Origin of the sequence: Allofournierella sp. CML151 (genome assembly GCF_027853465.1) — a bacterium.
GTDB lineage: Bacteria > Bacillota > Clostridia > Oscillospirales > Ruminococcaceae > Allofournierella.
The window spans coordinates 91593-105475 of sequence record NZ_JAPNNW010000005.1 but is presented as its reverse complement, the minus strand read 5'-3'; the positions used below and the strand labels follow the sequence as shown (position 1 = coordinate 105475).

Below are 13883 nucleotides of genomic sequence, written 5' to 3'. Positions count from 1 at the left end.
TTTTCTCACAGGTCCAGGTTGCCGGTGCGCGGCTTGCCGTGCTCCACATAGGGAGGGGCGTTCAGGCCGCCGGTCTGCTTCACCAGCGCGTAGCTGGATTCGCCGTCCATCCGCTTTTCCACCCAGCGCAGGATGGCCGAGCAGACCAGAGTCATCACCAGATAGATGGCCATCTCGATCACTGCCGAGGGGAAGTAGGCGTAAGTGGCGCCCACCACGCCCTTGTGGATGCTGAACAGCTCGGCCACGCCGATGATGAACAGCACGGAAGTATCCTTGATATTGATAATCAGGTTGTTGCCGATCTGAGGCATGATGTTGCGCAGCGCCTGGGGCAGAATGATGCTGGTCATGGTCTGCACATGGGTCAGGCCGATGGCCTTGGCGCCCTCGGTCTGGCCCACCGGGATGGACAGAATGCCGCCGCGCACCGACTCGGCCATGTAAGCGCCGGTGTTCACCGATACGATCACCAGAGCGGCGGTCCACATGTCCAGGTTCCAGCCGAACAGGAAGGCCGCGCCGTAGAAGATCAGCACCGCCTGCAGAATCATGGGGGTGCCGCGGAAGACCTCCACATACACCCGCAGCACGGCGCGGGCCGCGCCCAGCAGCACCTTTTTGCCCATGCCGTCCCGCTTTTCCACCGGGATGGTCTGCACGATGCCGCAGCCAAGGCCGATCACACAGCCGATGGCGGTGCAGATCACCGCGATCACGATGGTGATGCCCGCACCCTTCAGGTAGTTGGTGCCGTAGTTCTGCAGCAGGTACCCGATCTGGGCAAAGAAGCCCTCGGGCAGGCCGTCGCTCAGGGGCTGGATGGCAATGGCCTCATCCATCATGGCGTTGTAGTCGTCCTCGGTCATGGTGGCCAGCACACCGTTGATGGCGTCCTTCAGTTCGGTGTTGCCCTTCTGCACCGAGATGCCGATGTTCACATCCTCGCTGGAGACCTGGAAATTATCCTCGCTGTCGTTGAAGTCCAGCAGCACGAAGTCGCTGTAGGCGTTCAGCGCCGCCTTTGCGGTGGGGATATCGGTGACCACCAGATTTGCCCGGCCGGTCTCCAGCGCCATCAGCATGGCGGGGGCGGATTCCTGCGGGGTGAGGATGGTGACGTCCGGAATCTGGGGCAGACAGCCGTCGTACCAGATGGTGCCCAGCTGGCTGGTGGCGGTGGCGCCCGCCAGCTCGCTCAGGCCCTGGGCCTGGGCATAGGGGCTGTCGGCCCGGGTCAGGCTCACGATGGAGGCGTAGAAGTAGGGGGCGGTGAAATCCACCGACTCCAGCCGCTCACTGGTGATGGACTGGCCCGCAATCACGCAGTCCACGGTGCCGCTCTGCACGGCGGGCACCAGGGAATCCCAGTCCAGCCGCACGATCTCCAGCTCCATACCCAGAGCCTCGGCAATCTTCTTGGCCATCATCACATCGTAGCCGTTGGCGTAGTCGGCGCTGTCCTTGATGGGCACCGCGCCGTTGGAAGAATCCGGCTGGGTCCAGTTGTAGGGGGCGTAGGCGCACTCCATGGCCACCGTCAGGGTGTTGTCGTCCAGCACGCTGCCCTCGGCCGAAACGGCCAGACCGCCGGGAAGGGCGGCAAACAGCAGCAGCGCCAGCACAAGGCTTGCGATCTTTTTCATTGTGTTTTTCCTCCTTTTGCTTTACCGCTGCCCGCCACGCAAAAAAACGGGGCTGCTTTCCTTTCGAAAAGCAGCCCCGCGGAAGTCTCCGTGCGCACCGCAAACGAACGCGGCACGTTGCAGGCAGCCCCGGCCGGGCCGCCCCTTCGGTTTCCCTTGGATAGCGCTTCACGAAAAAACTTCGTGACAGTCCGGCGGATCTTCTCCGCCGACCCAGGCAAGCGCCCCCCCAGACCGGGTTCGCTTCCTTCGGCGGTGTTCCCTTTTGCAGCGGCGGGGGTCTGCCCCGAATGCCGCGTGCTACTCTTGAACACCGCGCCTCTATCACAGCGATATGAATTTAGTTGCCATATTACTCTATTTTCCACAGCTTGTCAAGCCGCTGTGGAAAACTTGGTCTTTTTTTGTAATCAAATCCGGCTTTAAACGGTCTCGATGTAAGCGTTTAGCAGCTGGAAGGTGGCCATCATGCCCTTCACGTGGCTGCGCTCGTAGCCGTGGGAGGCGTACACGCCCGCGCCGATCAGGCCGTGACGCAGGTCCGCGCCCGCCCGCAGGGTGGCCTCCACATCCGAGCCGTAGTGGGGGTACACGTCCACCGCGTAGTCCACACCGGCCGCTTTGGCCGCCGCCACCAGGCCGCTCACCACGTCATAGTGGTAGGGACCGCCGCTGTCCTTGGCGCAGATGGACACCTGATGCTCCTTGCAGGCCAGGCCCTCGCCCACGCAGCCCATGTCCACGCTGATGGCCTCGCCCACACCCTCGGGCACCGAGGCGGAGCCGCCGTGGCCCACCTCCTCAAACACGGTGATGTGCTGCCACACCGCCCGCCGGGTGGTCTTGCCGCTCTCCTTCAGCGCACGGGCATAGCCCAGCAGAATGGCCACGCTCAGCTTGTCGTCCAGGAAACGGCTCTTGATGTAGCCGCTCTCGGTGACGGTGGTGCGGGGGTCAAAGCAGACGATGTCGCCGTTTTCGATGCCCAGTGCGTGGACCTCGGCCTCGGAGAAGACCATCTCGTCCAGCAGAACCTCCATGGTATCCCAGCTGCGCTCGGTCTTGGAGTAGTCGCCGTTCACATGCACCGAGGCGTCGGTCAGCTGGCACACGCCGGTGTAGACCTTGCCCTCCCGGGTGTAGATGCGCACGTTCTCGGCCTCGGCGTTGTTGGGGTTCATGCCGCCCAGAGCGGTGAGCCGCAGCCGGCCGTTGGCCTTCACGCCGCACACCATGCCGCCCAGCGTGTCCAGATGGGCCTCCTGCAGGATGCCGTCGCCGGGCATGGAGCCGTCGCCCGCGCTCAGCTGCACCAGCACGCCGCCCTTGCGGGTGACCTGGGGCTCATAGCCCAGGGCCTTGTATTCCTTCACCAGATAATCCACTGCGTTTTTGGTAAAACCGCTGGGGCTGTCGATGGCCAGCACCGCTTTTACCTGCTGCAGCATATATTCCTGATTGTTCATCTTGTTTTCCCTCCCGATAATCGGTTACAAAGTATTTTCCAGCTCCTCCACCTGGGCCAGCCAGAGGGCGGCACAGGCGTCGCTGGGCATCCGCCAGTCGCCCCGGGGCGACAGGGTCACGGTGCCCACCTTGGGGCCGTCCGGCAGACAGCTGCGCTTGAACTGCTGGGCAAAGAAGCGCCGGTAGAAGTTGCGCAGCCACTGCACCAGCACCGCATCCTCATAGACTCCGGCAAAGGCCCGCTGGGCCAGCCAGAAGATCTTTTTGGGCGCAAAGCCCCAGCGGATGGCATAGTACAAAAAGAAGTCGTGCAGCTCGTAGGGGCCCACGATGGCCTCGGTCTGCTGGGCGATCTCGCCGTTCTCCTTGGCGGGCAGCAGCTCGGGGCTGACCGGGGTGTCCAGAATGTCCTGCAGCACCTCCCGCAGGGCGGGCTCGCTGTTGGCGGCCACGGTGGCCACGATGTGCCGCACCAGCGTCTTGGGCACCGAGCCGTTCACGCCGTACATGCTCATGTGGTCGCCGTTGTAGGTGGCCCAGCCCAGGGCCAGCTCGCTCAGGTCGCCGGTGCCGATCACCAGGCCGCCCATCCGGTTGGCCAGGTTCATCAGCACCAGGGTGCGCACCCGGGCCTGGGTGTTTTCGTAGGTCACGTCCAGCACCGACTCGTCGTGGCCGATGTCCGCAAAGTTGCTGCGCACCGTATCCGCAATGTTCACCTGCCGCAGGCTCACGCCCAGCGCCTCGCACAGCTTCTCCGCGTTGGACTTGGTGCGCTTTGTGGTGCCGAAGCAGGGCATGGTCACCGCGATCACGTCCTTGAGGGGCTTGTCCATCAGCCGGAAGGCCCGGGTCACCACCAGCAGCGCCAGGGTGCTGTCCAGACCGCCGGAAATGCCGATCACCGCGGTGGCGGCGCGGGTGTGCTCCATCCGCTTGCGCAGGCCCTGGGCCTGCATCTCCAGAATGGCCTCGCAGCGGCGCATGCGCTCGCTCTCGCCCGCGGGCACAAAGGGGGCCGGGTCCACCGGGCGCACCGGCTGCCAGTCGGCGCAGGTCTCCGCCAGCTGCACGGTGGTGTAGCCCTCGTCGTTCACCGCCGCAAAGCTGGTGTTCTTCAGCCGCTCGCCCGCCAGCTTCTCCAGATCCACCTCGCTGACGATCATGCCGCTGCCGAACAGCTCGGTCTGGGCCAGAATGGCCCCGTTTTCGCAGATCAGGTCATGCCCGGCGAACACCAGGTCAGTGGTGGACTCGCCCCGGCCCGCATCCGCGTACAGATAGCCGCACAGCAGCCGGGCGGACTGGCCCGCAATCAGCTGACGGCGGTACTCCGCCTTGCCCACCACCTCGTCGCTGGCGGACAGATTCAGAATCAGGGTGGCCCCGGCCATGGCGTGGCCCACGCTGGGGGGCAGCGGCGCCCACACGTCCTCGCAGATCTCCACCGCGATTTTAAAGCAATCCGCCTTGGGGTGGCAGAACAGCAGCTTTGTGCCGAACAGCACGGTCTGGCCCAGAAGCTGCAGCGTGAAGGTCCCGGCGGGGGCGGCGGTGAAGCGGCGGCCCTCGTAGAACTCATTGTAGCTGGGCAGATGGGTCTTGGGCACAAGGCCCAGCAGCCGCCCGCTCTGGCAGACGGCGGCGCAGTTGTACAGCTTGCCCCGCACCGCCAGCGGCAGACCCACCACGAACACCACCGAGGTGTGGGCGGTGGCCTTCAGCACCGTGTCCAGCGCGTCCAGCGCGCCCTGCTGCAGCACCGGCTGGAAAAACAGATCCTCGCAGGTGTAGCCGGTGAGGCCCAGCTCCGGCAGGCACAGCACCTCCACTCCCTGCCCGGCGGCCTGTTCCACCGCCCGGATGGTCTGGGCGGCATTGTAGGCGCAGTCCGCCACCCGGATGTCCGGCGTGGCGCAGGCGGTTTTGACAAACCCGTATCGCATGGTGTGATCCTCTCCTCATCCCATTGTTTTAAAAATTCTTTTGTAAGTATATCACATTTCGGCCCGGTTTTGAATGCGCCCGGCGCTGGCCTTTTGGGCAAATCTGTGCTATACTTTATTTCACTATCTCATAAAAGCGAACAAAAGGAGCGATGGCACAATGTCGATGCAAGCAGCCAGGGACCACCTGGCGAAATTCGGTCTGGAGGGGCACATCCGGGAATTTTCGGTATCCAGCGCCACGGTGGAGCTGGCGGCGGCAGCGGTGGGCTGCGCGCCCGCCCGCATTGCCAAAAGCCTTTCCTTCCTGGTGGGCGAGCAGCCCATTCTGATTCTGGCCGCGGGGGACGCCAAGGTGGACAACCCCCGCTACAAGGCCAAATTCGGCACCAAGGCCAAGATGATCCCCGCCGACCAGGTGGAGGAGCTGATCGGTCACGGGGTGGGCGGGGTGTGCCCCTTCGGCGCAAAGCCCGGCGTGACCGTCTATCTGGACGAATCCCTGCGCCGGTTCGACGTGGTCTATCCGGCGGCGGGCACCGCCGCCAGCGCGGTGGAGCTGACCCTGCCCGAGCTGGAGACCGCCAGCGGCGCCTGTGGCTGGGTGGACGTGTGCAAGGGCTGGCGGGAGGAGGAATAACGGAACAGCGGCAGCAAAAAAGGCTCCCCGGTGGGGGAGCCTTTTTTCGTGTGCAGAATCAGCCGGCGGTGAAGTAGCCCTTTTCGCAGAGCACCTCCAAAAAGAAGTTCACCGTCTCGTCATCGAACAGGTCGGCGTAGTCGTTTTTGGCCGCCACCGCCTCCGGCGACAGGTCCAGCCGGCCCTTGGCGGCCAGCCGGTCAAAGCCCTCGCTCACCGCGCCCCGGCGTGCCTGCTCGGCCATGGCCCGCACCGGGCCCCGCTTTTGCAGAAACGCCAGGAAGTGCGCTCCGTCCCAGCCGCAGACCAGCTTTGCCTCGGCGGCTTTTTCGGTGACCTCCTGCAAGAATTTCTGTTCCAGATCGTTCATGCTCGATCCCTGCCTTTCGCTTGCTTCGTTATTGCTGCGCGCCGTTTTCACTCACAGCGCGATCACGTCCAGATCATAGGGCACATGCAGATCGCCCTGGTAATACTCCCTGCCCTCGGCGGTGTACAGCCGCTGGCGGTCCTCGTAGGTCTTGTCCTCGGTGTGCCAGAGCACCAGATGGGGCACCGCCAGCTGGGCAGCCAGCTCGCAGGCCTCCTTCACGGTGCTGTGGTGCTTTTCATAGGGCTTGAACTTCTCCCGGTCGCCGTACAGGCAGAAGGCCTCGCACAGCAGCCAGTCGCTACCCTTCACATAGCTCTCGCACAGGGGGTTGTAGGGCTCGTCGCCCAGGCAGGTGAGCTTTTTGCTGTCCTTCTCGGCGGTGAAGCCGTACTGCTCCATCTTGGTGGAGTGGATATCAAAGAAGGTCACGGTGTGGCCCAGAATGTCCGCCTGCTCGCCGTCGGTCACGCCGTGCAGCAGGATGCGGTCACCGATCAGCTTGGCGAACTTCCCCTGCACGGTCAGCCGCACCAGCGTCTCGATGGTCTCGGGCAGGCCCTTGTGACACCAGATGTGGAACTGGCCCTCATATTTGCCGTCCAGCATCAGGGTGGCGATCTTGCGGATCACCCATACCACGCCCAGAATGTGATCGGTGTGGGCGTGGGTCACAATCAGATGGTGAATATCCGCCGGGTTGATGCCCGCCTTTTGCAGCTGCACCAGAATGCCGTTGCCGCCGCCCGCGTCCACCAGCAGCACCTCGTCACCCTGGTGCAGGGCAAAGCAGGTGTTGTAGCAGCGCAGGGCCATGGCGTAGCCGGTGCCCAAAACAGTGAGTTTTTCCATTGGTCTTTCCCTCTCTATTCCAAATTCCCGGGCTTTCCCGGGCCGGATCATGGTTCCGGTGTGCAGCTTTATTGTACCACACCCGGCACCCTTTGGGCCAGCTTTGCCCAAAAAAGGCCCCGGCTCCGCAAACGGGAGCCGGGGCCGGATGAACGCCGCTTTTCCGATCAGGCGGACGGCCAGGGCTTCACCGAGTCCACCTCGTTCTGATTGAAGCTCAGGGTGGCCCAGGCGGTGAAGGCGTTGTTGTTGGCCTGGTTGCCGATCTGCAGATAGCCGCTGCCGGTCAGGGCATAGGTTTTGTAGCCCATGAGGTACTGGTTGTTCTGCATGGCGCTGTCCTTGATCCAGGTGATCTTGTTCTTGATGGAATCGTTGGGGCCGTCGGTCACCGCAAAGCCGAACTTGCCGTTGCCGGTGTTCCGGGGCACCATGAGCATGTAGCCCCTTTCGGTGACCTGCCGGTTCGGGTCGGTGGAGATGCCCACCACATCGCCGTTGATGGAGTGGACCTCCCCAAAGGTGGCGTTGCCCGCGCTGTCGAACACGGTGTTGTAGCCGTGGTAGTACAGCCGGCCGCCGATCCGCTCGAAGTAGACCACACCGCCGCTGGTGGTGGGGCCGTCCATGTTGATGATTTCCTGCTTGGGCCAGTCGCCCCAGAAGTCCAGCCCGTAGGTGGGGAAGGGGTACTCATCGGCCTGGGTCTCGATGTTCAGCCCGTCGCTGCGGTAGGGATAGGTGGCGGTGGGCGATTCCTTTGCGCCTTCCTTCTCCAGAGCGTCATAGCTGATGAAGGCGCCCGTGGTCGTGCCCAGCGCGTCGCAGACCAGATAATAGTTTTCCAGCCAGTAGCAGCCGTCGCCGACCGAATTCTGGGCGAACCGGTAAACGGTTTTGCCCCGCAGGAGGAAGGGGGCCGTGTAGCAGTTGCTCACCGAGCCGTTCTCCACAATGCCCACAAAGCCGAAGGTCTCGCCGGTCTCGCTCTCGATGCTGCCGGTCACAAAGCAGTTGGTCACGCTTCCCTGGGTGTGCTGCACCATGCCGCTGGCTCTGCCGTCGGCTGCCTCCAGCCGGACGTTGGCATAGCTGCGCTGCAGGCTGCCGCCATACCCGTTGGTCAGGCAGAAGCCGGCGGCGTCGGCGGCGCTTTTCACGGTGCCCACCACGTAGGAATCGGTGATGCTGCCGGTGTTCCGGTACACAAAGCCCGCCGCGCTTGCGCCGGTGCTGATCACCTGCACCTGCCGGTACGCCTGCGGGTCGGCCTGAGCCGCCCGGGCAATGCAGCGGGTCACCGTCGCACTGCTCTCGCCCAGCAGGCCCGCCGCGTCGCCGCCGGCGGTCACCGTGCCCAGGAAGCTGCAGTCGGTCAGGCTGCCGCTGGCGCTCCAGACCAGGCCCGCGCCGCGCTGGGCGGCCTGCAGCTGGCCCGTGAAGGAGCAGCCGGTCAGGCTGCCGCTGCTGGTCAGCGCAAGGCCCGCACCGTCGCCGCCCTGGGCGGTCACCGTGGCGCTGGCCCGGCTGTTCTGGATGGCCGCACTGGAGCTGCCCGCCAGGCCCGCCGCGCTGCCGCTGGCGGTCACCGTGCCCTCAAAGACACAGTCGGTCAGGCTGCCGCCGTTCGCTTCGCCCACCAGGCCCGCGCCGTTGCCGCTCCAGGCGGTCACGGTGCCGTTGGCGGTGCTGTTCTGCACCGCGATGCCGTTGATGCTCCAGATCAGGCCCGCCGCGCTGTTTCCGGCGACATCGCCCGCAAAGGAGCAGTTCGTCACCGCGCCCTGGCTGTAGGCCAGCAGGCCGCCCGCCTGGCTGCCGCCGGTGACGGTGGCCTGCACGGTGCAGTTGGTGATCGGGCCCTGGTTCACCGCCACCAGGCCGCCCGCCTGGCCGGTGCTGCTGACCTGGCCCGCGAAGGAGCAGTCGGTGATGGTGCCCTGGTTTTCGCCCGCAAGACCGCCGGTTTTGCTGCCGCCGGAGATGGTGGCATACACGGTGCAGTGTTCCACCCGGCCCATGTTGTAGCCCAGCAGGCCGCCCACACTCTCGTAAGAGTCGTCGGCCATGGTCACCCGCACGCTCTGCTGGGCGCTGCCCACGGTGCAGTCCTTCACCACCGCGCTGCCCGAGCCGGAGGGCGCCAGCGCGCCGCGGCCCTGAATGCTGCTGTCCAGAATGGTCACGCCGGTCACCTGGGTGTTATCCGGCAGGTAATGGAACAGCGGCCGGGTCGCCCCGGAGATGGAATAGTGCAGTGTGCTGCCGGAAGCGTAGTGATCCAGCTCGGTGCCCGAATAATAGTCGCCCTGCAGCTGGCCGCCGGTGACCGCATCGCCCGTGTCCGGCACGCTGGAATCCAGCCGGATGTCCAGCGACTGCTCAAAGTGGAAGCGGCTGTTGCTGAAGCTGGCGCAGTATTTGCCCACGTTGCGCAGCTGCCGCTCCGAGCGCAGATGGATGATGTGGGTGACGCTCTCGTCGTCGGTTCGGGCAATGGCGTCGGCAAATTCCGAGCGCAGCTGCCAGGTGGTCACCCACTGGAAGTGCCACTGCTGGGGCGTGCCGTCCCCGTTCAGGGGGAAGCGGCCGATCTTCACATAGTTGGCCCAACTGCCCTGGGTGCACACCATCCGGTACAGGTCGTAATTCTCGCTGAGCCGGTCGAATTCGGCACTGCCCTCCAGCACGAAGCGCTCTGCCACTTCGCTTTTGTTCAGGGGAATAATGTTCGAGGTGCCGTTCACGTCGCCGCTCTCGGTGTAGCCCACCAGCGCCGGGTCGGTGCCCTTGGGCAGCAGGAACAGATAGCCCTCCTGCTGCACGGTCACACCCTTGCGGTAGAGCAGGCCCTTCACCGTGTCCGGGGCGCCGCCCCAGATCTCCCGGTAAACGGGCCGGGCGCCGCTGGCGGTGAAATCGGTGAGGTAGCCGTGGTAGTACAGTTCCCCGTCAATGACCTCGTAGTAGACGAGGCCCGCCTCGCCCGTTGCGACCTCGGGCTGGGACTGCTCCACCTCCCGGGGCCAGTCGCCGTAAAAGCCCAGCGCCGCGCCGGGCATGGCGGTGTTGTTCACCATGGGGAAGGGGTACTCCTGCCCCGCCCGGCCGTAGCCCACGGTGCGGCGGCCGGTCTGCGCCTGGTCGCCGGCCAGCTGAATCAGGCCCTGGAAGTCACTGGCCTGCACGTTGTTCAGAATGGGCTGGTTGTCCATCTGGTTCTGCTCCAGATACCGGTTCCAGCCGGATGCCTCCACCCAGCCGCCGGCCAGCTTGCCCAGATAAGCGCCGCCCTCGGCGGCGGTCACGCTGCCCAGGGCATAGGTGTTCATGGGGGCCAGCTTGCCCTGCTCCAGACGGCCCAGCAGGCCGCCCGCGCAGTCCGCCGCGCTGGAAACGGTGGCAAAGCAGTTGTTCAGTGCCAGGCCGCCGGTGTTGTTTGCACTGCCCACCAGGCCGCCGGCCACGCCGCCGGGGGCCGCCGCGCCCACCACGCCCGGGTCTTCGCCCTCGGCAGTGGTGAAGCCGCCCGCGTAGCTGGCGTTCAGGGTGATCCACTCCCCTTCCGTGCGGCCCAGCAGGCCGCCGGCGCTGCCGCCATCGGCCCGGACCGGCACCGAGGCAAAGCAGTTTTCCACCAGGGAATTGCCGCTCACATGGCCCGCAAGGCCGCCCGCGGCGCCGCCGGACAGGGCGATCACCCGGGGGCCGGTGCTCTCTTCGGTCTGGCTCTGTGCCCAGGCACCCTGCCGGTAGGACTCGGCCGCATTGTCCCCCTGCAGCAGCACGCCGACGCTCTTCAGGCTGCCGGTTTTCAGGCTGCCCACCGCGCCGCCGGCGCTGCCGTTTTCGGCGCGCACCACCGGGTCGGACACCTGTGCGCTGCCGCTCAGGCCGCTGTTTTCCATCTGGCCCGCGATGCCGCCCGCGTTGCCGTTCTTCACGTTCACCTGGGGGGCCTGCAGCTGAACGGTACCGTTCAGGCTGCTGCTGTTCAGCTCGCCCGCAAAGCCGCCCGCGTTGCCGTTCTCGGCATTTACCTGGGGGGCTTCCAGCCGGATCGTTCCGTTCAGGCCGGTATTCTCCAGCCGGCCCACCGCGCCGCCGGCGCTGCCGTTTTTGACCGTGACCGCCGGCTCAGTGACGGCAAGCTGCTGCTCGCCCAGGTCGACGCTCTTCATCCGGCCCGCCAGGCCGCCCGCATCGCCGTTTTCCGCGCTCACCTCAGGTTCTTCCACCTGGATCTCGCCGCGCAGGCTGCCGCCGGCCAGACTGCCGGCCAGGCCGCCCGCCGCGCCGCTCTCCGCGCCGTCCGCCGGGGCGGTGACGGTGATTTTGGGGTTCTCCACCCGCAGGTTTTCGCCGGTAAAGCTGCCGTTCTCCTCCACCCGGCCGATCACCGCGCCGGCGCAGCCGGTGGCGGTGGCCGACGGCTCCACCAGGATCAGGTCATGCACGAACAGGCTGCCCGCTAGGGCCTCGCCCGCCCGGGGCAGCACGCCCACCTGGGCAAAGAGGCCTGCGTTGTGGTAGGCGTTCTCCTGGAAGGAGAGCCCGGTCAGCGAACAGCCGCCGCCGTCGTACTCCTGCAGCGCCGGGTTCAGGATGCTCATCACGCAGCCCGGCTCCAGCGACCGCTGGCCGTTGAGGATGGGATCGTAGAGCACCACGCTCCAGTCCTCCTCTTCTTCGGCCAAAAAGTCCGCCGCGTCCAGGTCGGCGGTCTGCACCGCCCGGCGCACCAGAGGCATGTCCCGGTCCTCCTGCTCCTGGTAGGCCAGGTTGGAGACCTCCGGGCTCAGGTTCTGCAGGTGCCGCAGGCTGGCAATGGTCACCTGGGCAAAGGTGCCCTGATCATCGGTCTGCTCGGTGCGCTCGGCGAACAGGCTGTTCACCTGGCCGTACACCGACTCGGAGCGGCCCAGCCCGTCGGCGGCCTGGGCGTACACCTCCACCAGCAGATCCTCCCCGGGCCAGAAGTCCGGGAACAGGTCGGCAAAGTGGCTGCCCGCCTGGGTGATGTCGTCCAGCACCAGTTCCCAGCTGCCCTGTGCGCTGCGCTGATCCGGCTCCAGCACGATGCCCGCCTGGGCCCCGCTGCTTCGGCCGGTCAGGCACAGGTGCAGGGTCTGGTCGTCCCCGGCCTCCATCACCAGCCGCAGCCGGTCGCCGTTCTCAATGGTCAGCACCGGGGTCTCCACCGTGCTGGTCTGGATGGTCTGGGCCGCGGCGCCGCCGTAATAGCCCACCACAAAGCGCCGGTCCTGCTTGCGGTAGCTCTGGCGGACGGCGGCGCTGGTGCGGCCGCCCTGCTCCTCCAGCGCGGCCACGTCCTCCCGGGTCAGGGTGCCGGCGTCGGTGAAAAAGACGCCGTAGATCTGGCCGGTGACCTGGTCATATTCCACCAGATAGGACCCGCCGCGCACCTGCTCGTCGATGGCGCCCACCGGCAGCAGCTGCTGCAGCACCGGGTCGGCCGCGCCGTCGGTGTGCAGGGCGCTGAAATAGGCGTGGCCGTCGCCGCTGCCCTCCTGGGGCCATTCCAGCTCCTGGGGATAGTCGGCGGGCTTTTGGGTCATGGGCATACCAAAATAGCCCTGTGCCTGATCGCGGCACAGGGCTGCCCATTCCCCGTTGGCCTGGGCCCGGGTCAGATTGTTCTGGGCGGCCAGAAAGATCTGCCGGGCCAGCCCGTCCAGCTCGGTGCGCTTGAGGCTGGCCTGGTAGCGGTTGACCGCCAGCATTCCCACCGAGGACAGAATTGCCAGCAGCCCCAGCACCGCCAGCAGCTCGGCCAGGGTAAAGCCGGCGTTTCTTCGTTTACTGCGCCTCATCGGTGTAGCGCATCTCTCCCGTAGCTCCTTCATAGAACGTAACCTCCGCCTGGATCTGCACGCTCTGCTGGTTCTGCAGGCTGTTGGCGCGCTGGCTCAGGCTCAATGTGCGGATGCGCATCCGGTAACGGCAGCGGGCCAGCTGCTCCAGAATCTGGCGGCCCTGCTCCATGTCGGACGCGGTGAAGTCGATGGTGATGTTGCGCCGCACGATGAACCCGTCGGTCACCGCGTCGGCAAAGTTCAGCTGGTATTTCTGGGCCCCGGCGAAGATCTCGCCCAGGGCCACGATCTCGTTGTGCAGGTTGTCGTAGTCCGCCACCTGCGGGGTGTCGGCGGGCATCTGCTCCAGGGCGCTGCGCATGCTGCGGCAGGCCAGGGCCCGCTCCTGCTCATCGGCCAGCTGCTGCTCCAGCGTCTGCCGGGTGGAGGCCTTGAGCACCACCTGGGTGGGGGCCCACACATACTGATAATAGGCCACGCCCAGCAGCAAAAGAATCACCGCCGCGCCGGCGGTCAGCCGCTGTTTCTGTTGTTTGTTCATTGGCCGTTCCCCCCTTGCTGGCTGGTCGCCGGGCGCAGCTCCAGCTGCACGTCGGCGGAGATCACGCTCCCGTCCTGCTCGGTGCCCGCGGTGGACACGGTCACAAAGCTGACCTGCTCGTTTTCCTGCAGCGCCGCGATGATCCGGGACACCTGGTCCAGGCTGGTCTCGCTGAGATGCACGTTCACGCTGGTGCCCTCAATGGTGATCCGCTCCACCTGGCCCAGGCCGCGGGTGGTCTGCTCCACCAGGTCCAGCACCGCCAGCCGGTCCGGCTCAGCGGCCTCGGCGCTGCTCAGGTAGTCGCCGGTGGCCTTGCGGTATTCCTCCTGCAGGGCCTCGTAGTCCTGGGTGGTCTGCTGCAGCTGGGCGATCTGGGCCCGCAGCAGGTCGCACTCCTCCTGCACCCGCTGCGCCGCGGCAAAGCGGCTGTACACGCCGAACCAGCCGAACAGGCCCAGCGCCGCCAGACCGGCCGCCAGACCCGCCGCCAGCCGGACGCGCCGGGCCGGGTTGCGGCTGGCCCGCGCCAGGTTGATGATGGTCTTTGTGGGCGGGGTCTTTTTGAAAAAGATTCGTTTCAT

At 65.8% G+C, this 13883-nt stretch carries 9 protein-coding genes and 1 riboswitch; of the genes, 1 reads left to right on the top strand and 8 read right to left on the bottom strand.

The genetic code is table 11. The annotated features are described in order from the left end of the window. Positions 1 to 5: 5 nt before the first annotated feature. From PH256_RS15255 to PH256_RS05545, 3 genes are all read right to left on the bottom strand, one after another. Entirely contained in the window at positions 6 to 1646 is a 1641-nt protein-coding gene (locus PH256_RS15255) for an ABC transporter substrate-binding protein/permease (RefSeq protein ID WP_333766287.1), read from the bottom strand. A gap of 153 nt (positions 1647 to 1799) precedes the next feature. Further along, positions 1800 to 1978, bottom strand: a riboswitch (Lysine riboswitch). Positions 1979 to 2068: 90 nt separating this feature from the next. Next, complete coding sequence (locus tag PH256_RS05550) at positions 2069 to 3112, bottom strand: M42 family metallopeptidase (protein WP_270913327.1); 1044 nt, start codon at positions 3110 to 3112, stop codon at positions 2069 to 2071. Between the two features lie 24 nt (positions 3113 to 3136). Then, a complete protein-coding gene (locus PH256_RS05545) occupies positions 3137 to 5059 on the bottom strand; it encodes an NAD(+) synthase (protein WP_270913326.1) in 1923 nt (640 codons plus the stop codon). A 160-nt stretch (positions 5060 to 5219) separates the two neighbouring features. On the opposite strand from PH256_RS05545, the gene PH256_RS05540 reads away from it, so the two are divergent. Then, on the top strand, positions 5220 to 5699 hold the full coding sequence (locus tag PH256_RS05540) for a YbaK/EbsC family protein (RefSeq protein ID WP_270913325.1): 480 nt from the start codon (positions 5220 to 5222) through the stop codon (positions 5697 to 5699). Between the two features lie 58 nt (positions 5700 to 5757). On the opposite strand, the gene PH256_RS05535 is transcribed toward PH256_RS05540, so the two are convergent. The 5 genes from PH256_RS05535 to PH256_RS05515 form a co-directional block, all read right to left on the bottom strand. Then, entirely contained in the window at positions 5758 to 6069 is a 312-nt protein-coding gene (locus PH256_RS05535) for a hypothetical protein (protein WP_270913324.1), read from the bottom strand. 51 nt (positions 6070 to 6120) lie between these two features. Then, positions 6121 to 6921 carry an MBL fold metallo-hydrolase gene (locus PH256_RS05530; RefSeq protein WP_270913322.1) on the bottom strand — a complete coding sequence of 267 codons (801 nt, stop codon included), beginning with the start codon at positions 6919 to 6921 and terminating at the stop codon, positions 6121 to 6123. A gap of 167 nt (positions 6922 to 7088) precedes the next feature. After that, a complete protein-coding gene (locus PH256_RS05525) occupies positions 7089 to 12755 on the bottom strand; it encodes a prepilin-type N-terminal cleavage/methylation domain-containing protein (protein ID WP_270913321.1) in 5667 nt (1888 codons plus the stop codon). Then, the gene (locus PH256_RS05520; RefSeq protein ID WP_270913320.1) at positions 12742 to 13299 is read right to left on the bottom strand and encodes a hypothetical protein; all 558 of its coding nucleotides are present in this window, start codon (positions 13297 to 13299) and stop codon (positions 12742 to 12744) included. The genes PH256_RS05525 and PH256_RS05520 overlap by 14 nt, the downstream gene beginning before the upstream one ends. After that, positions 13296 to 13883 (bottom strand): type II secretion system protein GspM, encoded by a 588-nt coding sequence (locus tag PH256_RS05515; RefSeq protein WP_087294234.1) that lies wholly within the window; start codon positions 13881 to 13883, stop codon positions 13296 to 13298. Before PH256_RS05515 ends, PH256_RS05520 begins: the two co-directional genes overlap by 4 nt.

Coding starts and splice junctions, on each gene's coding strand:
- PH256_RS15255 (WP_333766287.1), bottom strand. CDS start 1,646: ATGAAAAAGATCGCAAGCCTTGTGCTGGCGCTGCTGCTGTTTGCCGCC.
- PH256_RS05550 (WP_270913327.1), bottom strand. CDS start 3,112: ATGAACAATCAGGAATATATGCTGCAGCAGGTAAAAGCGGTGCTGGCC.
- PH256_RS05545 (WP_270913326.1), bottom strand. CDS start 5,059: ATGCGATACGGGTTTGTCAAAACCGCCTGCGCCACGCCGGACATCCGG.
- PH256_RS05540 (WP_270913325.1), top strand. CDS start 5,220: ATGTCGATGCAAGCAGCCAGGGACCACCTGGCGAAATTCGGTCTGGAG.
- PH256_RS05535 (WP_270913324.1), bottom strand. CDS start 6,069: ATGAACGATCTGGAACAGAAATTCTTGCAGGAGGTCACCGAAAAAGCC.
- PH256_RS05530 (WP_270913322.1), bottom strand. CDS start 6,921: ATGGAAAAACTCACTGTTTTGGGCACCGGCTACGCCATGGCCCTGCGC.
- PH256_RS05525 (WP_270913321.1), bottom strand. CDS start 12,755: ATGAGGCGCAGTAAACGAAGAAACGCCGGCTTTACCCTGGCCGAGCTG.
- PH256_RS05520 (WP_270913320.1), bottom strand. CDS start 13,299: ATGAACAAACAACAGAAACAGCGGCTGACCGCCGGCGCGGCGGTGATT.
- PH256_RS05515 (WP_087294234.1), bottom strand. CDS start 13,883: ATGAAACGAATCTTTTTCAAAAAGACCCCGCCCACAAAGACCATCATC.